Source organism: Pontibacter actiniarum, assembly GCF_003585765.1.
GTDB lineage: Bacteria > Bacteroidota > Bacteroidia > Cytophagales > Hymenobacteraceae > Pontibacter > Pontibacter actiniarum.
The window spans coordinates 4689928-4710937 of the sequence record NZ_CP021235.1; the positions used below are offsets into that span (position 1 = coordinate 4689928).

Consider the following 21010-nt stretch of genomic DNA (forward strand, 5'->3'; position numbering starts at 1 on the left):
TAAATAAAAGTTTCGGATGCAACTACAGGCGGCGAAAAAGTGCTGAGGGGTGGCTGCAGCGTGTCGGGAAGAGGGGCTAAGGTGGCTTTCTCTTTGCTGTTTCAGCAGCCCAGCTACGGGTAGCCCTCCCGCGCCAGTGCACTTACCGGAGCTGGGCTACAGCAGTAAAAAACGCATGTTTATACAGGTGCTGCAACGCTGTAGCGGAAGGCAGTGGCCTTTTTGCAGGTGATGGCTCTGGCCTAACGCTCATTCTCCAAGGCAAAGCCAAAGAACCAAAATGAGTACACGGCCTGCAGCAAAACAAAAGAGGTACGCTACAGCAGCGTACCTCTTTTTATACTTGCATCAGCTACAGAACCTCCATTCTGTTCACCTGATGAGTCTTTTGCTTCTGAATCTAGATTAGCTTACACTCACCCAGCCCCATATCCTTGATCGACGTTATAAACAGCTTCGGATCAATTCTATACTTGCGGGAGTAGGTGGGCAGGGCCAGTTTCTCCTCCGGCACGTGCAGCGTGATTTCCAGGCGCTTTTGTCCGACACTCGCAACAATGGCACCTTCCAACGCCTCGGCCAGGTTTGGTGTAAAGTGCTGGAGGTTGATGTTGAGCTGTACGCCCTGTGCCATCTTGTCCATCACATCGCCGAGCAACTGTATGTTCTGCGGCTTCAGTTCCCACTGGTCCTCGGTTTTATAGCGCAGCTGCACTTTGCCCCTGATGAACAAGTATAAACCTATCTTCAGGTAAGGCGAGAACTTTACATAGTCCTCTCCAAACAGCGCCATCTGCATGGTGGTGTCATAATCTTCTATAGTGAAGAGCGCAAAGGGATTACCGTTTTTAGCCGTTCTGATAACCACATCGGTTACCATGCCGGCCACATTCACATCCCGGTTTTTATACTCTTCGATGTTCGAAAGGGCACAAGTGCAATAGGAGTCTATCTCCAGCTTAAACTGGTCGAGCGGGTGGCCCGACATGTAGAAGCCTACCACCTCTTTCTCACGGCGTAGCATCTCTGCCTGCGTCCAGGGCTGTACTTCAGGTATTTTAGGCATTGGCGCTGCCACGGCGGCACTACCCCCAAAAAGTGATTGCTGTGCCGCCTGTTGCTCTGCCTGGTAGTTGTTACCGTAGCGCACGGCTTTCTCCAGCAAACTCATACTTTCGCCTTCCGGCACCTCCATTAGCTGGGCGCGGTGGTAAAGCTCCCATGAGTCGAAGCAACCAGCCAATGCCATACTTTCAAAGGTCTTTTTGTTTACCGCCCGCAGGTTTACACGCTTAGAGAAGTCAAAAATATCCTGGTACATGCCGTTCGCCTCGCGCTCTGATATAATGGCATCTACCGCAGACTCACCGGTTCCTTTTATCGCAGCCAGACCAAAACGGATTTGCCCCTGCTCGTTCACATTGAACTTCAGCAAGGATTCGTTTACGTCAGGGCCAAGTACAGCTACACCTTGCTTGCGTGCTTCCTCGATAAAGAACGTCACCTTTTTGATGTCGTTCATGTTGTTGGTAAGCACAGCAGCCATGTATTCAGCAGGGTAGTGCGCCTTCAGGTAGCCTGTTTGATAAGCTACGACAGAATAAGCAGCGGAGTGGGAGCGGTTAAAGCCGTACTGGGCAAACTTCTCCATCACGTCGAACACCTCAGAAGCCTTCTTAGAAGGAATCTTATGAATTTCGGCGGCACCGGCTATGAATTTCTCACGCTCCTCGGCCATCTTCTTCATGTCCTTCTTACCCATAGCTCGGCGAAGCAAGTCGGCACCACCCAGCGAGTAACCTGCCAGAATCTGGGCCGTCTGCATGATCTGCTCCTGGTACACCATGATACCATACGAGTAGTTCAGAATTGGCTCCAGTAGCTCGTGCGGGTATTCTACGTCCTCTCTGCCATGCTTCCGGTTAATGAAGTTCGGGATGAACTGCATCGGGCCCGGTCGGTAAAGGGCGTTCATGGCAATCAAGTCTTCAATGTTGGTAGGCTGCAGGTCCTTGAGGTACATGCGCATACCCTCCGACTCGAACTGGAACGTACCAATGGTATCACCGCGCTGGTAAAGCTGGTACGTCTTTTCGTCATCTATCGGAATTTCATCTATGTCGATTTCAACGCCGTGGTTCTTCTTGATAAGCTCCAGTGCATCTTTGATGATGGTTAGGGTTTTCAGCCCCAGAAAGTCCATCTTCAGCATACCGGCACTCTCAATCACCTTACCATCAAACTGCGTTACCAGCAGGTCGGCGTCTTTAGAAGTCGAAACCGGGATGTAGTTCGTGATATCGTCCGGGGCAATGATTACACCTGCGGCGTGTATACCTGTGTTTCGCACAGAGCCTTCCAGCTTTTCGGCCAGCTTCAGTACGGCAGCACGGTGGTCAGTACCCTCACGGATAGCAGCCAGATCCAGGTTCTCCATAAAGGCCTTCGCCAGTGTTGTACCCGGAGTATCAGGCACCATCTTCGCCAGTTCGTTGGCTTCTGCCAAAGGTAAAGAGGTAGAACGCGCCACGTCTTTGATGGATGATTTAGCCGCCATCGTACCAAAGGTAATAATCTGGGCTACCTGCGTTTTGCCATACTTGTCCACCACGTAGTCAATTACACGCTGGCGGTTCACGTCGTCAAAGTCAATATCAATATCGGGCATCGACACACGCTCCGGGTTCAGGAATCGCTCGAACAGCAGGTTATACTTGATCGGATCGATGTTGGTGATACCAATGCAGTAAGCCACCGCAGAACCAGCCGCCGAACCACGACCAGGCCCCACAAACACGCCCATATCGCGGCCACGGTTAATGAAGTCCTGCACGATGAGGAAGTAACCGGCAAAGCCCATCGTCTCGATAATGCGCAGCTCATAATCCAGGCGCTCCTCTACGTCAGGGGTAATGTCTGTATAGCGCTTCTTGGCTCCCTCATAAGTGAGGTGGCGCAGGAAAGCGTCAGGACCAGCGTGCTCAGGTGGTATCGGGAAGTTTGGTAGCAGGATATCGCGCTTCAGTTTTGGCGGCGTGATCTTGTCTACAATCTCGTTGGTGTTATCTACAGCCTCCGGCACATCCTTGAACAGCTCGTTCATTTCGGCCTGCGTTTTGAAGTAGAACTGGTCGTTCGGGAAGCCAAAGCGTGTTTTCGGACCGGCCTCATCAATACGATTCAGCATCTGGCGCACAGTGGAGTGGTTGCTATACTTGCTGCGCACGTTCTCCACCGTATCATAAATTACCTTCTGGTCATCAGACAAAAAGCGGTAATACTTTGTCTGGAAATCGCCAACTGGTGTGCTTTGATCTTCGCCTGTATTTACGCACAGCAGGATATCGTGCGCATTCCAATCCTCCTGGTCTACATAGTGCGAGTCGTTGGTGCAGATAACTTTTACGTTATACTTCTTCGCCCACTTTAGCAGCACCTGGTTTATGTCTTCCTGGCTTTTGCCGGTGCCATCTATGTTCTGCAGGCCGTGGCGCTGAATCTCGATATAATAATCCTCCCCGAACACATCCAGCCACCATTTAAAGATTTCCTCGGCCTCTTCTTCGCTCTTCCAAAGTATAGCCTGTGGCACTTCGGCACCAATACAGCAGCTGGTGGCAATAAGGCCTTTGCTATACTTCAGCAGCAGTTCTTTATCAATGCGGGGCCATTTGCTGTACACACCTTCTATGTAGGAGAGTGAGCAAAGCTTGGCCAGGTTCTGATAACCTTCTTGGTCTTTGGCTAGCAATAACTGGTGGTGGCGCACATCCTTTACCTCTTTGCTGAAGGTTTTAAGGTGGCGGTCTTTCACCAGGTAAAACTCGCAGCCCACAATCGGCTTCACGTTATACTTGTTTGCCTCGGCCACAAAGTTGAAGGCGGCAAACATGTTTCCGTGGTCCGTCATGGCTACGGCAGGCATACCATCGGCCTGCGCTTTTTTCATGAGCGCACTGATGCTGGCCTGGCCGTCGAGCAGCGAGTATTGTGTGTGGGTATGTAAATGCGAAAAAACAGGCAAATCTCTAGGAATTAGAAATTAAAAATTATGAATTAGAAATGACTTATGTTGCTAAAGGCCATTTTAACCAATGCTGTACCAGTTGTTAAATTTAGAATCATCTTAGACCTACAAATCTCAGGGAAAGTATGATTTCCCTGCATTCATAATTTCTAATTTTTAATTCTAAATTGGCGCAGCTCGGGATGTTAAAATTACGGATAATCGGGCCTCCTCCCAAACTTAAAGTGGCCTTATCTGTAACAAAAATCAGGCAGGTATAGTCCCCGCAGCCGGGCAGAATTGCCGTAAATTTACCTGGGGCTTATGGCTTGGGGTTTGCGTCTTGTGCTCTTTCAAGAGTGGCTGTAAAAGTAACTCTAACACTTGAACCTCTCGTAAACAAAGGCTTGTGCTGAGGAAAGTGCAGCGAAGTATAAACTATGGCAGCAGTAGAAAAATTGAGCGGTATGTTCCGGGCCCTGAGCTCGCGTAACTATAGGTTGTTCTTTGTGGGGCAGGGTATCTCCCTTATCGGTACCTGGATGCAGCAGATTGCGCTTAGCTGGCTGGTGTACCGCCTCACCGATTCCGTGTTCCTGCTCGGCGCGGTTACTTTCTCCAGCCAGATTCCTTCGTTTATACTTGGCCCCTTTGCAGGGGTGCTGGCCGACAAGTTTAACCGGCACAAGGTGCTGCTGGTTACCCAGACCCTCTCCATGGTTCAGGCGTCGACACTGGCAGTGCTGGTGCTGACCGATACCATCGAGATTTGGCATGTGCTGGCTTTAAGTGCGTTTCTGGGCGTTATAAACGGGTTTGATATTTCCACGCGGCAGGCTTTTGTGGTCGAGATGGTGGAGCGGCGCGAGGACCTGAGTAACGCCATTGCCCTGAACTCCTCCATGTTTAACATGGCACGGCTGGTGGGGCCAACCATTGCCGGCCTGCTGATAGCAGCGGTGGGAGAGGGCATGTGTATTCTCATAAACGCGGTCAGTTATGTGGCCGTTATCGGTTCGCTGCTGCTGATGCGGCTGAAGCCTTTTGAGCGGGTGCAGCAGCAGCGCAAAGTATGGCAGTCGCTGCGCGATGGCTTCCAGTACGCCTTCGGCTTTCCGCCGATACGGGCACTGATCATCATTGTGGCCCTGCTGAGCCTGTTCGGGATGCCCTTTACCGTGCTGTTGCCTGTTTTTGCCCGGGACATCCTGCACGGTGGCGCCAACACACTGGGCTACCTGATGGGAGCCTCTGGCCTGGGTGCCCTGAGCGGGGCGTTGTTCCTGGCGCAGCGCAAGTCGGTGGTGGGGCTGGGGAAGGTCCTGCTGTTTACCATGACGCTTTTCGGGCTGGCCCTAATTGCCTTCTCCTTCTCGACCATGCTGCTGCTCTCGCTGGCGCTCATGCTGTTTACGGGCTTCGGAATGATCGTGACGATGGCCTCCTGCAACACCCTGCTGCAAACGCTGGTGGATGACGACAAGCGCGGCCGCGTGATGAGCCTTTATTCCACTGCTTTTATGGGGATGGCTCCGATTGGGAGTATGCTGGCCGGCTCCGTGGCGGAGCAGGTCGGGGTAGGGTACACCCTGGCGGGCTGCGGTGTGCTCTGCGCGTTCAGCATCATTCCGTTTGCCATAAACCGGCCAAAGCTACGCCGCATGGTGCAGCCGATTTACGAGCGCCTGGGCATTGTGCCGGAGATTGCCACGGGGCTACAGTCCGCCTCCAACCTGAGCGCCCCGCCGGAGGAGAGGTAAGGGAGTTAACGTACTTATCCATCTCTGGCTCTTTTACAGTCCTTTCCTGACGTTTTCCTGGCGCAAGTCTTCAGATTTGTGTCTTACTATGATGTCGAGTTTGCAACTCGACTGGCTTGAAAAGCCATCCATACAGCTGAACTACAAAACAGCTTTTCTGGCGCAAGCGTCCGCTTGTGCCACGGGCTGCCTCGCTCGCGCTCGTCACCGGAAAAACTCACATAAGCGCTCACCGGAGAGGCTGGAACAGTTTTCGGTAGCCAAAGCTGAGGTGGTTCCTCCAGCTGCTTTGGCTGAAACCTTTTCCTCCTCCTTACACACGGGAGAGATCAATCTAAAGCAATGGAGTATGTGGGGGCCGCCATAAGTAGCCGAAAACAAACAGGGGCAGCTTCTGAATGCTGCCCCTGTTCCAAAGCCTATGTGCTACGGTGTCTAAAACTACTTCTGTTTGATCAGCAGCTTTTCGCCCACACTCACAGAAAAGTCGGACTTGTTGTTCCACTCCATGATGTCTTTGATCGTGACGCCATACTTGCGCGAGATCTGGTACATGCTTTCGCCACCAGCTACGGTATGGTACACACGGCTGTTACCCGCTGGTGCAGCTGCCTCTTCGGAAGCAGGGGCAGCAGTGGTGGTGGCAGGAGCCTTAATCCGTAGTTCCTGGCCTAGCTGAATGCTGTTGTCCGCTAAGCTGTTCCACTGGCGCAGCTCCTCCAACAACACGTTATACTTTTTGGAAATCTGGTAAAGCGTTTCGCCAGCCGCCACTTTGTGGTAGGGGCTGCTGGTGCTCAGCAAGGTAGCCGGCACTTCCGCTGCGTCTTCTGCCACTGCTTCTGCTGTGGCAGCTGGTTCTGGCTGCATTTGCGGTTCGGCAACAAGCAGCTCCTGTCCCATCTTCAGAGGAGTATCGCCTAAGTTGTTCCAGGTAGCCAGGTCGTTCACCGTCACGGCGTACATTCTGGAGATGCCGTACAGCGTTTCACCCTGTTTCACGACATGCGTTGTGGGGGTGCCTGTTTGCTTTTGTGCCGGTGCAGGCGTAGCAGCAGGGGGGGCGGTGGATGGGAACGTTTCCGCAGCTACCACCTTTTGTTGTGCAGGTGCACCAGTGCCTGCCGGGAAAGGCTTTTCGGCCGCTGGCTTTGGCTGGGCCGCCGCTTTGGCTGTACCCGGGTAAAGGGCCGTGGCAGTCTTCTTTGCAGCAGGTGCCGGGGCTGCAGTTACTGCTTCCGCCGTTTCTTCCTCCACTTCCTTCAGTGCTGTTTCTTCCACAAGCTCGGCTTCCTGGGTTACGGCAGCGGCCTTTCTTTCTACAGCCGGTTGTGTTTCCTGTGGCTCTGTTTCCTGGCGGTTACCTTTCAGGCTGTTAATAAAGCGAGTGAAGATGTTCTCTTTCGGCTCGGCTGATGCTTCTGCCACAGGCTCGTATGCCTGCTTGGAGGTGTTTGCCACGCTCTTCTTGTCCAGGTCGCGCACCTCTACCGGTGTGCTGCCCGGGCGGCGTTTCTGCAGCCACAGCACACGGCCCGGCACCGGTACCTCGTTACGCTTCATGCGGTTCTTAAACAGCAGCCAACCCAGCCTAACGCCGTAGTGCTGGGAGATCATCTGCATGGTTTCGCCCGGTTGCACTACGTGGTACTCCGTGTCGGCGCTGGTGCGCTTTTTCTCGATGTAGTAAGCCGTGCCCGGCGCTACTTTGTCGAAGCTGTACATGTCGTTGTACTTCAGGAACCGGCGGGTGGAGATGCCTGCCTGCAGGGCCAGCTTATCCTTGGTATCGCCCTCGCGGGCTACGAGCGCGTTCAGGTTGTTGCGCTTGACCATGGCTGCGGAGGCTTTCCGGGTGCCTGCCTGGTGGGTAAGCGAATGGTTATTGTCCTTCGCGGAGGCCAAAAAACCGCCTTCGTTGCCATTGCGCACCGGTATCATCACATAGTAATCCTTATCAGAAGGAATAGAGTTGCCCAGCAGCCATTTGTTATACTTCTCCAGCTCTGCATAGTCAGTTTTGGTGGCCAGCGCGATTTCCGAGAGGCTTTGGCCAGGGTTGGCGCGCATCTCACGCAGCGACACGGCAGGCGGGCTGGCCTTTCCAATAAAGCTGTCGTAGGCAACTTTGTGTGCCAGGAAGGTGATCACGTATGGGTGGGCCTTCTCGGTGATCTCCATTTTCCGGGCGCCCTGGTCAGATGCCTTGGTGTAGGCTTTGGCCCCGGTATAGCCCAGGTAGTAGGAGAGCAGGGAGTTGAACCAGTTGTTGTAGTAGTTGTTGCTGCGCTTAAAGTACAGTGCCGCGCCACGGCTTGCCTCAATAATGTGGCGGCGCTCGTCCACCACTTTGTCCATGCGCAGGTTAAAGTCCAGGGCGGCCTCGCGCTTAAACTGCCAGTACCCCACGGCGTTTGAGGTAGAAATGGCATCCCCGATCAGGCCGCTTTCCTGCAGCGCGAGGTATTTAAAGTCATCCGGCACGCCTTCTTCTTTAAAAACACGCTCAATCACCGGGAAATAAGCATCGGCCAGGTCTACCTTAATTTTAAAGTAGGTCTGGTTGCGGTGAAGGGCATCCACCTTTTTCTGTATCTCCGCCTGTGCTCCATCTGAGATATTCAGGTGGATATCGGCAAAATAAATGTTTTTGGGCACTGTTACCCCCTGCGCCAGCACAAGCAGCGGCAGAAGCAAAAGCGTGAGAAGGGCGGTAAAGGATTTCCTCATGGCGTGGTACTCTAAATGTTTGGCTAAAACGGTGGACTGATCGGCTCTACTTTCTGTTGAGTTAACTATAGATAAATAGCTCTATGCTAATATGTTCAGATATAATATAGCAGATGCAAAATTAATGTAAAAAGCCTCGCATTTAAAACGCTTGACCAAGTTCTTGCATTATTTTTTGTTGATAAAAAGGGCAGAAGTTTTCTGCAGGCGGGCCCTGGCGCGCTAAGCGGCAGAAGTATAGGCGGTTAGCCGGAGCGGCGGCAGGAGGGAGGTGAAAAACAGGAGAGGGCGGTGCCTCTCCTGCAGGGTATTATTTTTTCCTGGCGATCATCAGGCCGTCGCGCACGGGCATCAGGATGTTCTCCACGCGCTCGTCCTGGTGCACGTACAGGTTAAAATCCATGACGGCTTTGGTGTCCTCGTCCAGCTTGCGGCGGTACTTCTCCAGCACCTTGCCGCTCCAGAGCACATTGTCGGCAATAATGTAGCCGCCGGGGCGTACTTTGTCGATCACCATGTCGTAGTAGCGGCTGTAGTTGATTTTGTCGGCGTCTATAAACACGAGGTCAAACGCTGCGTCTATGGTCGGCACAATGTCCAGGGCGTTGCCAATGTACAGCTTGATTTGGCTGCCGTAGCCGGAAGCGTCGAAATAACCGCGTACCCGGTCTTCCAGCTCCTCGTTTTTGTCCACGGTGTGCAGCATGCCGTCCGGCTGCAGGCCTTCTGCCATGCACAGGGCCGAGTAGCCGGTGTAGGTGCCGATCTCCAGAATCTGCTTTGGCTGTATCATTTTGGCGTACAGCGAGAGCAAGCGGCCCTGCAAATGCCCGGAGAGCATACGCGGCTTCATCACGTTCAGGTGCGTTTCCCTGTTTATGCGGTGCAGCAGATCACTCTCCGGCGAGGTGTGGTCTTCGGAATACTGCAGCAGTTCTTCGTCTATAAATTCCATGAGCAGGTTTGAAAAGAAGGTGATGTGCAAATGTACGAAGAGAAGATGCGGTTGCTGTCCCCCTTCAATCTACACGTTCACCTCAATCTCTAATTCATATTTTCTAATTTATTAGTGCATAGCCGCGCTACGCCGGTACATAGTTCAGGAAGCTCAGGTGCTCCTCGCGCAGCACATCGTTGGCGATGTCCACCAGGTCGCCGGAGGTGATGCTCTTGATCTGGTCAAATATCTCGTTCAGCGACTCAACCTTACCCTGGTCCAGGATGCTCTTGCCGATCATCATCATCAGGCCGATGTTGCTTTCCTCGGCCATGGCCAGCTGCCCCATCAGCTGCTCTTTGGCCGTGTGCAGTTGCAGCGAGCCTAGCGGTTTCTCACGCAGCTTCCTGAGCTCCTTTAGCACCAGTGAGGTGGTGCGCTTTAGCTGCTTCTTCTCTGTGCCGAAGTAGATGCTCAGCAACCCGGTGTCGATGTAAGTGGCGTAGTTGGAGTCGATCGTGTAGACTAACCCGTGCTTTTCGCGCACAGCCAGGTTCAGGCGCGAGTTCATGCCCGGGCCGCCCAGCAGGTTGTTCAGCATAAAGAACGGGATGCGGCGGTCGTCGGCAAGGGCATAAGCAGGGCAACCCAATACGCAGTGTGCCTGCGAAATAGGCTTTTCGATGGTGATGGCCTTGGGTACATAGCTGTTAAAGGGGAGGCGGTGGATCGGCTTCTCGATGCGCGGAATGTCGCTGAGGTACTTTTCGGCCAGTTTCACCACCTTCTCGAACGGCAGGTTACTTACAGAGCAGAACACAAGGGCATCGGTGCTCAGGTTGCGGTCGATGAAGTTCCGGAAGTCCTGCTTCATAAAGCCCGACACGCTCTCTTTGGTGCCCAGGATGTTGTTGCCCAGCGGGTGGCCGTCAAACACCACCGCGTCAAACTCATCCACAATGGCCTCTTCGGGCGTGTCTAAGTACATCGACATCTCCTCCAGAATCACCCCGCGCTCTTTTTCAATTTCCTTCTCCGGAAAGGTAGAGTGGAAGGTGATGTCGGTCAGCAGCTCAAACGACTTCTCGAAGTGCTTGTCCAGCACGGAGCTGTAGAAGCAGACTTTCTCCTTTGTCGTGTAGGCGTTCAGCTCACCGCCTACCGCCTCCAGGCGGTTAAGGATGTGGAAAGACTTGCGCTTTTGGGTGCCTTTAAAGGCCATGTGCTCCCAGAAGTGGGCCAGGCCCTGCTCCTGCGGCAGCTCATCGCGGCTGCCAATATCCATGATAAAGCCGCTGTGGGCTATCTTGGTGTGCAGCACCTGCTTGTGTACAACTCTTATTCCGTTGGGTAAAGTATGGATATGATAATCAGGCATTCAATTCTATTAATTAGCCTGCAAAGGTACGGGAAAGAGTGATGAGTTCCGAGCAATGCCGGCGAAATGCCTTGCCGCACCTGCCGCACTGCAGCACCGTCGCCCTACCTTCTTTTTTCCAGGCCGCCCACGTTAATGACAAAGCCCACCGAGAACACCGAGTAAGCCGCCGTCAGCTCGTCCCGGTTCTTCAGGCCGATGTTGGTGCCGGAGGTATACTGCAGCTGCACCGCAGGGTTAAGGGTGAGGCGGGTGTAGAAGATCGGCTCCAGGAAGATATTGTCCTCCAGCTCGCCCGGCACATTGTTGAGCGAGTACTCGTGCATGTCTACATAGCTGGCGCGCAAGGCCGTGCCGTAGTTTAAAGGGAACTCCCTGCCCAGCAGGCGCAGCGATTTTTTGCGTTTGGAGCTGAAGTTAACCTGCACAAAGTATTTGTTGAAGTTGGCGTCGTGGCGCTCGTAGGTCATTTCGCCGGTCTCGCTGTCTTCGTGGTTTTCGGTGCGCTCGCTGCTGCCACCACCGAAGCCGCCGTAGATCTCCAGCACGCGGTTGTTATCTGGGCCGAAGGTGGTGAAGTAGCCGCCGCCCGCCTCCAGCAGGTTGTGGCGCAGGTCACGCTTACGACGCTCGCTGCTCAGCATAGCGCCGTTCAGGAGCACGGCGAAGTGGTCCGACACCGCGTAGGCAGTGTTAAAGGTGATATTGCCTTTCAGGGTGACGTGGCCGCCGGCGCTTAGCTCCCCCTTCTTGGTGAACATCGGCACGTTGGGCACGTTGGGCATGTATGTGGAGGTGCCGCAGCCCGCCAGCAGCAGGGGCAGTGCCAACAGCAGGCCCAGGCGTTTCATACTTGTTGTAGAAAGGGAAAAGGTTGTAAAGCGTGTATGCATAAAGTAAAATTAAGCGCAGAGCGACCAACTTAGATAATGGCGGCCCGAATTACAAGCATGCAACGATAGATTTAGTGAAATATTCAGATTATTACGTTAAAAACATCCGCCACCTGTTGTACTTTTAACTAAAGGTACTTTGGCGTAGCTTTGCCCGGAGGCAGAATTATCGGCATGAGAAAAATACTGATCATACAAACGGCTTTTCTGGGCGACGTAGTGCTGGCAACGGCGCTGGTGGAGAAGCTGCACGCGTTTTACCCGGAGGCCCGGCTCGACTTCCTGCTGCGCAAGGGCAACGAGGGGCTGCTGAAGGACCACCCTTTGCTGCGCCAGGTGCTGATCTGGAACAAGAAAGAGGGCAAGTATAAAAGCCTGATGCGCCTGCTTTCGCAGATACGTGCCGAAAAGTATGACCTGGTGGTGAATGTGCAGCGCTTCGGGGCTACAGGTATATTAACTGCTTTTTCCGGAGCCAAAGAAACGGTTGGCTTTGAGAAGAACCCTTTCTCCCGCTTTTTTACCCGCCGCTATGTGCACGATGTCCGCTCCGGCACGCATGAAGTAGAGCGAAACAACATGCTTATCCAGAGTGTAACCAACGCCATACCTGAAAAGCCAAAGCTATACCCTAGCCAAACGGACTTTGCCAAAGTACAGGACCTGAAAGCGGAGCCGTTTATCTGTATGGCGCCTACTTCGGTTTGGTTTACAAAGCAATACCCGCAGGAGCAGTGGGTAACGCTGATCAACAGCCTTGATCCCAAGTATAAAGTATACTTGCTGGGCTCTCCGGCAGACAGGCAGCACTGTGACGAGATCATCGCTCAAAGCACAAGCAACAGGATAGTGAACCTCTGCGGACAACTGAATCTGTTGCAGTCGGCTGCCCTGATGCGTGATGCGGTGCTCAACTATGTGAATGATTCTGGCCCTATGCACCTGGCCTCTGCACTGAATGCCCCTACCTGCGCCATCTACTGTTCTACAGTACCACGCTTCGGTTTTGGTCCGCTGGCAGATTTCTCGACAGTAGTGGAGCGTGAGGAGCCGCTGTACTGCCGCCCTTGTGGCTTGCATGGTTATAAAGCCTGCCCGGAAGGTCACTTTAAGTGCGCCCGCGACATCCGCAACGAGCAGTTGCTGCAGGTGCTGGAAACGGTGGAGGCCGAAAATTAGAGATTCTGCAATTCCTGCCAAGTATAAACGCCGATGCAGCTAATCGTTATCACATCGCCCAAGCCGGTAGAGCAGGAGCAGCAGATTTGCGCTAGTCTGTTTGAACTTGGTCTGGAGACACTGCACTTGCGCAAACCTGAGGCAAGTATAAAGGAGCTTCAGGAGTGGCTACAGACGCTGCCGAAGGAGTACCACAGGCATATCATGCTGCACTCATATCACCAGCTGGCAGAGGCGTTTGAAGTAAAGGGCCTGCATTTTAGAGAAGCAGACAGAGCAGCAGCGGCTGTTACGCCAAAGTATAGCTTAGCTTTTTCTACCTCCTTCCACAGCCTTGCAGATGTACAGCAACCCCAGCCATACGTTGACTATGGCTTTCTAAGTCCCATTTTTCAGAGTATCTCCAAAAAAGATTATCCTGCAGCATTTACCAAAGAAAAACTCCAGGAGGTGGTGCCACAAGCAAAACTGCCGCTGATAGCTTTAGGGGGAATAACAGCAGAAAAGCTGCCGCTGGTGCAGGAGATGCGCTTTAAGGGCGCAGCCGTGTTGGGTGCTGTGTGGGAGCAACCAAATCCGCTAGAGGCATTTGCAAAGCTATCAAAGCAGTAAAGGCATCGCAGCGTGCGAAGCTCCTGCGAGCGTCTGGCTACAAAGCAAATAAACTGTACTTACTCTTCCCAAGCGGCCAAGCCACCTGCTAAATTATAAAACTGCACCTCCGGGAAGTATGGCTGAAGTATAGCAATGGCTTTTTTACTGCGGCTACCCGCCTGGCAGTGCACCACCACTTCCTGTGCTAGCTGCAGGTCTCTAGGTTTGCCTGTAAGAGAAGATAGCGGTAGTAACTCTCCACCTATGTTGTACAAGTTATATTCATGAGGCTCGCGCACGTCCAGTAGCTGAATCTTCTTGCCATTTTGCAGCCGTGCCTTATACTCTTGTGCTGATATTTCCTGCATGTCAGGTGTTGTAGGAGCGGCACAGGTAGCCAAATCGTAGCTAGGCTGTAACTGCTTTACCTCCGCTTTTGCCGTGCGTGAAAACCTGAACGAGGAGAAGCTTAGCGACAGCGCATCGAATAACAGCAGCTTACCCGAAGCTACTTCGCCTAAATCAGCAATCACTTTTATAGCTTCGTTAGCCTGTAGCGTTCCGATAATGCCCGGAAGCACTCCGATGACACCAGCCTCGGCACAGTTTGGCACCTCTCCCTGCCCGGGCGGCTCCGGGAAAAGGCAACGGTAAGTTGGTCCGTTTTTGTAGTTGAAAACTGTTATCTGGCCTTCAAACTTAAAGATGGAGCCAAACACCAACGGCTTCCCAAGTATAGCGCAGGTGTCATTTACAAGGTAGCGCGTCGGGAAGTTATCAGAGCCATCTATCACCACATCATATGGCTGCACTAGTTCCAGCGCGTTTTCAACTGTGATGCCTTCGGTATGGATGTTAAACTGAACGAAAGGGTTCTGCTGCGATAGTTTTTGTGCGGCGACTTCTGCTTTCGGTTTGCCTACATCAGCCAAAGTATAAAGAACTTGGCGGTGCAGGTTGCTTTCGCTCACTACATCCATATCAGCAATACCAATAGTGCCCACACCTGCCGCAACCAGGTACTGCAGCACAGGACAACCCAGGCCGCCAGCGCCAATCATCAGCATTTTTGCCTGCTTCAGCTTTTCCTGCCCTTGTTGCCCCAGCTCCGGAAGTATAAGCTGTCGGTTGTATCGCTTCAACTCTTCTTTCTCTAACATTTCCTGTAGGTTCTATTAATGTGCCATAGCTGTTATCTGCTGGTGCGAGCTTGTAGCTCGTACCAGCCCCCTCATGCCGCAAGTTTAGCGCTAGCGTAACTTGTGGCTAAACATGGGGCCAGTTTGTAACTGGCGAGAGTGTAGTAGTATATACGCCAGTTATAAACTGGCTGTCACCACATTTCACCACCTTTACCGCTGCGCTCAAACTGGCGGTATGGCAAGTCTTTACCCCAACACATTATCCCAGTCTTTCCAGATGGCATCGTAGCCTTGGTTACGGATCATCTGTACGATCTCTGCCGGACTGCGTTCGTCGCTGATTTCGAACTGCTCCAGCGCCTGTTGCCCGGAGGCATAGCCGCCCGGATCGGTTTTGGAGCCGGCACTGATGGAGGTAATCCCAAGCCGCACCACATTATTGCGGAAATGCTGGCTCTCGCGGGTAGATAGCGATAGCTCCACTTCTTCGTTAAAGATACGGTAGGCACAGATTAGTTGCACCAACTCCCGGTCGTTCATGTCTACTTTGGGTGTCAGCCCACCTGAGAAAGGGCGCAGACGCGGGAAAGAGATGCTATACTTGGTTTGCCAGTAGGTACGCTCCAGGTACTGCAGGTGCAGCGCTGTAAAGAAGCTATCGGTGCGCCAATCCTCCAACCCAATCAGTACGCCCAGCCCAATTTTATGTACACCTGCTTTGCCAAGGCGGTCGGGTGTTTCGAGGCGATAGGTGAAGTTTGACTTCTTGCCTTTGGGGTGATGTTTTTTGTAGTCCTCATGGTGATAGGTCTCCTGGTACACCAGCACTGTGTTCAGGCCAAGCGGAATCAGTTGTTCATACTCCTGCCTGTCCAGCGGCTGTACTTCCATGGAGATGTGCGAGAAGTATGGTCTGATCAGTTGCAGTACCTCCTTAAAGTATTCTACACCTACTGTTTTGTTTGCCTCGCCTGTTACCAGCAGCACATGGTCGTAGCCATAGCTTTTAATCACCTCCACTTCTTTCAGAATCTGCTCCGGGGTGAGGGTGGTGCGAGGGGTAGGGTTATCCAGGCTAAAACCGCAGTAAGTACAGATATTCTGGCACTCGTTGGAGAGGTACATTGGCAGGTACATCTGTATGGTTTTGCCAAAACGCTTCTGCGTGAGCCGCTGACTTAGAGCTGCCATCTGCTCCAGGTAAGGTGCCGCCGCCGGGGAGATAAGCGCTTTAAAATCTTCCAGGCTCCTGACCGGGTGCATCAATGCCCGCTCCACATCTGATGCTGTTTTAGCATAGATGCTTTCCTTTATCTCGTTCCAGTTGAGCTGGTTGAATATATGTTTAAAAGACATGGTTATGTATTTAATATAGATGCTGAAGGCTAATGCCTTTACTGCTTGCCAACAAGATCCTTTCAGGATGACAGGAAATAAAACAATGGCTGCCGCTGGCGCGAGCTTGTAGCTCGTGACTCACAGTGGACACGAGCTACAAGCTCGCGCCAGCCTCACGTCAGCGGCATTTTATAACTCATCCAGAAAAGCGGTGAGTGGGCTGCTGGCATGTGCCGTTACCCCAACAGGAGCCAACTTTGCTTCGTAAGCCATCCGCCCTGCTTCTACCGCCATTTTAAAGGCTTTTGCCATCTGCACCGGCTGTTGCGACACGGCAATGGCCGTATTCACCAGCACCGCATCAGCCCCCAGTTCCATGGCCTCCGCCGCATGCGACGGTGCACCAATGCCGGCATCCACCACTACCGGCACCTTACTCTGTTGTATGATGATTTCCAGAAAAGCACGTGTTTGCAAGCCGTTGTTGCTGCCAATTGGCGAACCCAAAGGCATCACAGCGGCTACGCCAACTTCTTCGAGCCGCTTGCACAATACTGGGTCAGCATGAATATAGGGCAGCACCACGAAGCCAAGCTTTACCAGTTCTTCTGCAGCTTTCAATGTTTCAATAGGGTCGGGAAGAAGGTATTTGGGGTCGGGGTGAATTTCTAGTTTAAGCCAGTTTGTCTCCAAAGCCTCCCGGGCTAGCTGCGCTGCAAACACAGCTTCTTTGGCGTTGCGCACGCCAGAGGTATTAGGCAACAGGTTAAACTGCGGGTGCCCAAGGTGCGATAGAATATCGTCCTGCTCGTTCTGCACGTCCACGCGCTTCAGGGCTACTGTTACCAATTCTGAGCCAGAGGCCAACAGCGCTTCCTCCATTTGCTGGCCGGAGCTGAACTTGCCTGTGCCTGTAAAGAGGCGGGAGTTAAAAGTTTTATCGGCGATGGTTAGTGGTGTCATAAGTTGTGCTGGGGTAATGGTTGTAGGTTTTGCATGATTTCAGAAATAGCGGCGGCTCTGTTTGCAGCTTGTGTAATGGCCGAAGAAACCGCAATACCATGTATGCCTGTCGGCATAAGTAGTGGCACATCCTCTGCGGTAATGCCTCCAATAGCTATAATAGGTGTGGTAATGCCAGCTGCTTTGCATTGCTCAAGTATAGCGGCATAGCCTTGCAGGCCAAGTATGGGACTCAGGTTGTCTTTCGTAGTTGTGAAGCGGTAAGGGCCGAGGCCTACATAATCTACTCTTTGCTCCACCAACTGCTGTATGTCCTCAAAAGTATTGGCCGTGCCTCCAATAATCTTTGTTGGGCCGAGCAGCTTACGAGCTTCTGCCGGTGACATATCCAGCTTACCCAGGTGCACACCGGCTGCACCTACTTCTGCTGCCAAAGCAGGATTATCATTAAGTATAAACGTGCTGCCGTAGTGCCTGCAGATGCTTTTCGTCTGTATCGCGAGGGCCTTCCATACTTCGTAAGGCTGGTTCTTTACGCGCAGTTGCACCCACTTTGCACCGGCTCTGCAGGCAGCCTCGGCAGCCTGTGCATGTGTCAGTTTAGCTGTTTCCTGCGTGATGTAGTGTAGTTTCGAGATCATGTTTAAAAATGGTGATAGCCTAACAAAGTGCTATTGCTGTTGAGGAAACGGGTAGTATAATCTTTGGCCTTGCGGCAAGCTTTGTGCAACGGGTAATCTTTCGCCAGTAGTGCCGTGATGGCCGCTGAAAGCACGCAGCCGGAGCCATGCTTGCCTATTTGTACCTGCTGCTTTGGCCGGAATGGTTTTGCCTCACCTTTATAGTATAAGTAATCATACCCCGGCTTCTCCTGGTTATGCCCTCCCTTTAGCAGCACATGGCAGTGTTGGCTTATTTGTGCGGCTGCTTCCGGTGCAGGTGTGTCAGGCATTAGTTGTTGCATCTCTAACCAGTTTGGTGTGATCAGGTACAGCTGCTTGCAAAGCTTTTTTAGCTGCTCCGCCTGCACCTGCTCATGAAAAGTGAAGCCTGCGCTGGCCTTCAGGATCGGGTCCCAAATCAGCTTTGTGTCTGGCGACAGCTTTTGCATCAGCTTAATTATCTGCTGCAGTATTTCCATACTTGGCACCAACCCGATTTTAGCAAACGGCACTTTATACTTGCGCAACAATATCGTTAGCTGGCACTCTAGCTGCTCCACGTTCAGCCAGTCCAACCCTTCAAACTCCGACTCGTGCTGGTAGGTGATAGCGGTGCACACATTAAGTCCCTGCACTTTCAGCGTTTCAAAAGTTTTGATATCTGCCGTTAAGCCCGCACCACCGCTAGGATCAAATCCGGCGATGGTGAGGGTATAGGGCCTTTGTTTTGGCATGTGGTTTATACTTTATTTTGTTACTTTTTCTACTGCTTTGTGCCTTTCAGAAGTAGAGGCATGAGCTGTAAGAGCGAAAAAACATTCATGCCGCCAGTTTGAGCGCAGCGGTAACTGGTGGTAAAGTATGATAACCAGTTTGTAACTGGCATAGGTATGTAAGTAGAGCGCCAGTTACAAACTGGCATCATGCAAAGCCACAAGTTGCGCTAGCGCTAAACTGGCGGCATGTGCAGCCCAGCTACTAAGAGTAAATCTCCGCTCCTTTCGCTTTGAAAGTCTCTGCCTGTTCAGCCATGCCTTGCTGCAGGGCTTCCTCTTCTGATGCTCCTTTTGTTCTTGCATAATCCCGAACCTCCTGCGTAATTTTCATAGAGCAGAAGTGAGGGCCACACATTGAGCAGAAGTGGGCAACTTTGGCACCTTCGGCAGGTAGTGTTTCGTCGTGGTACTCGCGGGCTGTATCTGGGTCGAGGGCAAGGTTGAACTGGTCTTGCCAGCGGAACTCGAAACGGGCTTTGCTCAAGGCATTGTCGCGGTACTGTGCACCGGGGTGGCCTTTGGCTAAGTCGGCGGCGTGGGCGGCCAGTTTGTAGGTGATCACACCATCCTTTACATCCTTTTTGTTCGGCAGGCCAAGGTGTTCTTTTGGTGTTACATAGCAGAGCATGGCAGTGCCGTACCAACCAATCATGGCAGCACCAATGGCTGAAGTAATGTGATCGTAGCCGGGAGCGATGTCGGTGGTAAGCGGACCTAAGGTATAAAATGGCGCCTCGCCGCATACTTCCAGCTGCTTATCCATGTTCTCTTTAATAAGGTGCATCGGTATGTGTCCCGGGCCTTCAATAATCACCTGTACATCATGCTTCCAGGCAATCTTAGTCAGCTCACCTAGTGTCTCCAGTTCTGAGAACTGAGCAGCATCGTTGGCATCAGCAATAGAGCCTGGTCGCAAGCCATCACCCAAAGAGAAAGCCACATCATAGGCTTTCATGATTTCGCAGATCTCCTCGAAGTGCGTGTACAGGAAATTCTCTTTATGATGCGCCAGGCACCACTTCGCCATAATAGAACCACCTCTGGACACAATGCCTGTTACACGATTAGCGGTAAGCGGCACGTAGCGCAGCAGCACACCAGCATGTATGGTAAAATAATCCACACCCTGTTCTGCCTGCTCTATGAGCGTATCGCGGAAAATCTCCCAAGTCAGGTCTTCGGCTTTGCCATTTACTTTCTCCAGCGCCTGGTAAATCGGTACGGTGCCAATCGGAACAGGGGAGTTGCGGATAATCCATTCGCGGGTTTCGTGGATGTTCTTACCAGTAGAGAGGTCCATGATGGTGTCGGCACCCCAACGGCAAGCCCATACGGCTTTCTCCACTTCTTCTTCTATACTTGATGTGACAGCTGAGTTACCGATGTTGGCGTTTATCTTCACCAGAAAGTTTCGCCCAATGATCATCGGCTCGCTTTCAGGGTGGTTGATATTAGAAGGTATAACAGCTCGACCGGCGGCTACCTCCTGGCGCACAAACTCTGGTGTGATGAAGCCTTTAGGTGTGTTCGCGCCAAAACTGTTGCCAGCGTGCTGGTGCCCCATCTCCGCATTCTCAGCCAGGCGCTGGTTCTCACGTATGGCAATGTACTCCATTTCAGGAGTGATGATACCTTTGCGGGCATAGTGCAGCTGCGTCACATTCTGACCTGCTTTGGCTCGGTAAGGCTTGCTCAGGTGCTGAAAGCGCAAGGCATCTAAGCTGGCATCGTTCAGGCGCTCCTGTCCATATGCTGAGGTGATACCGGGTAGCTGCTCCACATCACCACGGCTCACAATCCACTCTTCGCGGAGCCTTGCCAGACCCTGGCGCACATCAATTTCAACTTCTGGATCGGTAAAAGGGCCGCTGGTGTCATAAACCGTTACAGGTGGGTTTTGCTCGCGCTCCTCTACACCCAGAAACTTGGTTACAGTATCTTCCAGCGTTATTTCGCGCATGGCTACTTTAATATTATGCAGCTGGCCCGGAACGTATACTTTGCGTGATGCCGGGAAAGGCGTGCGCGTAATGGCGCTGGCGGTAGGAGTTTTGTCTTGTCTCATGTTTTCTTCTTGTTGATTTTTCCTGAAACTTATGGCGCAAGCGTCCGCTTGTGCCTTTGAGAAAGCTGTACAATGAAAGCACAAGCGGACGCTTGCGCTATGCACGGAGAAAGGAGCCTCATCCGCCCTGGGTGGCACGGATGAGGGTGAGCCTGTCGTTGGGCTGCAGCAGGTAAGAATCCCAGTTGCTTCGGGGTACTACCTGGTCGTTAATGGCCACGGCAATGCCACGCTGTTGCTCTAGTTGCAAAAGCTGAAGCAAAGCAGATACAGAGGAAGGCTCAGAGAGCTCCTTAGCTTGGTTGTTTAAGAAAATTGTCATTGTTTGCTCGGGATAGGATGCAGCTAGCACTGGCGCTTACTGGCCGAGCAGAATTAAGAAGAAGTAGGAGGACAGGTGTATATCTCGTCATAACTTTTCCCTTCGTCAGTGCTAACTGTATCAGGTTCAGAGGGTATTTCTCAGTCCGGCCTTTCTGTATTGGCGGCAGGACACCCCTAAAGTGTTGTGCTAAAGGTATAAATTTTACTTTATACTTTCCAAATCTATACTTTCCGGCTGCTTAAATTCATGTGATGATAGCTTC

General features: G+C 52.4%; 15 protein-coding genes and 1 riboswitch. Of the genes, 3 read left to right on the forward strand and 12 right to left on the reverse strand.

All coding sequences use genetic code 11. The features are described from left to right. Positions 1–400: 400 nt before the first annotated feature. On the reverse strand, positions 401–4024 hold the full coding sequence (dnaE, locus tag CA264_RS20415; protein WP_025609264.1) for a DNA polymerase III subunit alpha: 3624 nt from the start codon (positions 4022–4024) through the stop codon (positions 401–403). 422 nt (positions 4025–4446) lie between these two features. On the opposite strand from dnaE, the gene CA264_RS20420 reads away from it, so the two are divergent. Continuing rightward, positions 4447–5766 carry an MFS transporter gene (locus CA264_RS20420; RefSeq protein ID WP_025609265.1) on the forward strand — a complete coding sequence of 440 codons (1320 nt, stop codon included), beginning with the start codon at positions 4447–4449 and terminating at the stop codon, positions 5764–5766. Positions 5767–6207: 441 nt separating this feature from the next. On the opposite strand, the gene CA264_RS20430 is transcribed toward CA264_RS20420, so the two are convergent. The 4 genes from CA264_RS20430 to CA264_RS20445 form a co-directional block, all read right to left on the reverse strand. Then, positions 6208–8496 carry a LysM peptidoglycan-binding domain-containing protein gene (locus CA264_RS20430; protein WP_036777650.1) on the reverse strand — a complete coding sequence of 763 codons (2289 nt, stop codon included), beginning with the start codon at positions 8494–8496 and terminating at the stop codon, positions 6208–6210. Between the two features lie 310 nt (positions 8497–8806). Beyond that, positions 8807–9451 (reverse strand): O-methyltransferase, encoded by a 645-nt coding sequence (locus tag CA264_RS20435; RefSeq protein WP_025609268.1) that lies wholly within the window; start codon positions 9449–9451, stop codon positions 8807–8809. Positions 9452–9578: 127 nt separating this feature from the next. Next, positions 9579–10811, reverse strand: coding sequence for a M16 family metallopeptidase (locus tag CA264_RS20440; RefSeq protein ID WP_025609269.1), 1233 nt, complete (start codon positions 10809–10811; stop codon positions 9579–9581). 104 nt (positions 10812–10915) lie between these two features. Next, positions 10916–11662, reverse strand: a complete 747-nt coding sequence (locus CA264_RS20445) for a hypothetical protein (RefSeq protein WP_025609270.1) — start codon at positions 11660–11662, stop codon at positions 10916–10918. 216 nt (positions 11663–11878) lie between these two features. Here CA264_RS20445 and CA264_RS20450 point away from each other — a divergent pair, with 216 nt between their 5' ends. Continuing rightward, positions 11879–12883: a glycosyltransferase family 9 protein gene (locus CA264_RS20450; protein ID WP_025609271.1), complete on the forward strand. Its 1005-nt coding sequence runs from the start codon at positions 11879–11881 to the stop codon at positions 12881–12883. A gap of 33 nt (positions 12884–12916) precedes the next feature. Beyond that, positions 12917–13495 (forward strand): thiamine phosphate synthase, encoded by a 579-nt coding sequence (locus CA264_RS20455; RefSeq protein ID WP_025609272.1) that lies wholly within the window; start codon positions 12917–12919, stop codon positions 13493–13495. A gap of 59 nt (positions 13496–13554) precedes the next feature. Here CA264_RS20455 and moeB read toward each other — a convergent pair whose 3' ends face one another. The 7 genes from moeB to thiS form a co-directional block, all read right to left on the reverse strand. Further along, the gene (moeB, locus tag CA264_RS20460; RefSeq protein ID WP_025609273.1) at positions 13555–14637 is read right to left on the reverse strand and encodes a molybdopterin-synthase adenylyltransferase MoeB; all 1083 of its coding nucleotides are present in this window, start codon (positions 14635–14637) and stop codon (positions 13555–13557) included. A 228-nt stretch (positions 14638–14865) separates the two neighbouring features. Then, entirely contained in the window at positions 14866–15975 is a 1110-nt protein-coding gene (gene thiH / locus CA264_RS20465) for a 2-iminoacetate synthase ThiH (RefSeq protein ID WP_025609274.1), read from the reverse strand. A 171-nt stretch (positions 15976–16146) separates the two neighbouring features. Then, entirely contained in the window at positions 16147–16920 is a 774-nt protein-coding gene (locus tag CA264_RS20470) for a thiazole synthase (RefSeq protein WP_025609275.1), read from the reverse strand. Next, on the reverse strand, positions 16917–17561 hold the full coding sequence (locus tag CA264_RS20475; RefSeq protein ID WP_025609276.1) for a thiamine phosphate synthase: 645 nt from the start codon (positions 17559–17561) through the stop codon (positions 16917–16919). Before CA264_RS20475 ends, CA264_RS20470 begins: the two co-directional genes overlap by 4 nt. A gap of 2 nt (positions 17562–17563) precedes the next feature. Then, positions 17564–18316: a hydroxymethylpyrimidine/phosphomethylpyrimidine kinase gene (locus CA264_RS20480; protein WP_025609277.1), complete on the reverse strand. Its 753-nt coding sequence runs from the start codon at positions 18314–18316 to the stop codon at positions 17564–17566. Positions 18317–18560: 244 nt separating this feature from the next. Continuing rightward, positions 18561–20423: a phosphomethylpyrimidine synthase ThiC gene (gene thiC / locus CA264_RS20485; protein WP_025609278.1), complete on the reverse strand. Its 1863-nt coding sequence runs from the start codon at positions 20421–20423 to the stop codon at positions 18561–18563. 118 nt (positions 20424–20541) lie between these two features. Beyond that, positions 20542–20745: a sulfur carrier protein ThiS gene (thiS, locus tag CA264_RS20490; protein ID WP_025609279.1), complete on the reverse strand. Its 204-nt coding sequence runs from the start codon at positions 20743–20745 to the stop codon at positions 20542–20544. A gap of 80 nt (positions 20746–20825) precedes the next feature. Next, positions 20826–20933, reverse strand: a riboswitch (TPP riboswitch). Positions 20934–21010: the final 77 nt, after the last annotated feature.

Coding starts and splice junctions, on each gene's coding strand:
- CA264_RS20445 (WP_025609270.1), bottom strand. CDS start 11,662: ATGAAACGCCTGGGCCTGCTGTTGGCACTGCCCCTGCTGCTGGCGGGC.
- CA264_RS20420 (WP_025609265.1), top strand. CDS start 4,447: ATGGCAGCAGTAGAAAAATTGAGCGGTATGTTCCGGGCCCTGAGCTCG.
- CA264_RS20430 (WP_036777650.1), bottom strand. CDS start 8,496: ATGAGGAAATCCTTTACCGCCCTTCTCACGCTTTTGCTTCTGCCGCTG.
- CA264_RS20475 (WP_025609276.1), bottom strand. CDS start 17,561: ATGATCTCGAAACTACACTACATCACGCAGGAAACAGCTAAACTGACA.
- CA264_RS20435 (WP_025609268.1), bottom strand. CDS start 9,451: ATGGAATTTATAGACGAAGAACTGCTGCAGTATTCCGAAGACCACACC.
- thiC (WP_025609278.1), bottom strand. CDS start 20,423: ATGAGACAAGACAAAACTCCTACCGCCAGCGCCATTACGCGCACGCCT.
- moeB (WP_025609273.1), bottom strand. CDS start 14,637: ATGTTAGAGAAAGAAGAGTTGAAGCGATACAACCGACAGCTTATACTT.
- thiH (WP_025609274.1), bottom strand. CDS start 15,975: ATGTCTTTTAAACATATATTCAACCAGCTCAACTGGAACGAGATAAAG.
- CA264_RS20470 (WP_025609275.1), bottom strand. CDS start 16,920: ATGACACCACTAACCATCGCCGATAAAACTTTTAACTCCCGCCTCTTT.
- CA264_RS20440 (WP_025609269.1), bottom strand. CDS start 10,811: ATGCCTGATTATCATATCCATACTTTACCCAACGGAATAAGAGTTGTA.
- CA264_RS20455 (WP_025609272.1), top strand. CDS start 12,917: ATGCAGCTAATCGTTATCACATCGCCCAAGCCGGTAGAGCAGGAGCAG.
- thiS (WP_025609279.1), bottom strand. CDS start 20,745: ATGACAATTTTCTTAAACAACCAAGCTAAGGAGCTCTCTGAGCCTTCC.
- CA264_RS20450 (WP_025609271.1), top strand. CDS start 11,879: ATGAGAAAAATACTGATCATACAAACGGCTTTTCTGGGCGACGTAGTG.
- CA264_RS20480 (WP_025609277.1), bottom strand. CDS start 18,316: ATGCCAAAACAAAGGCCCTATACCCTCACCATCGCCGGATTTGATCCT.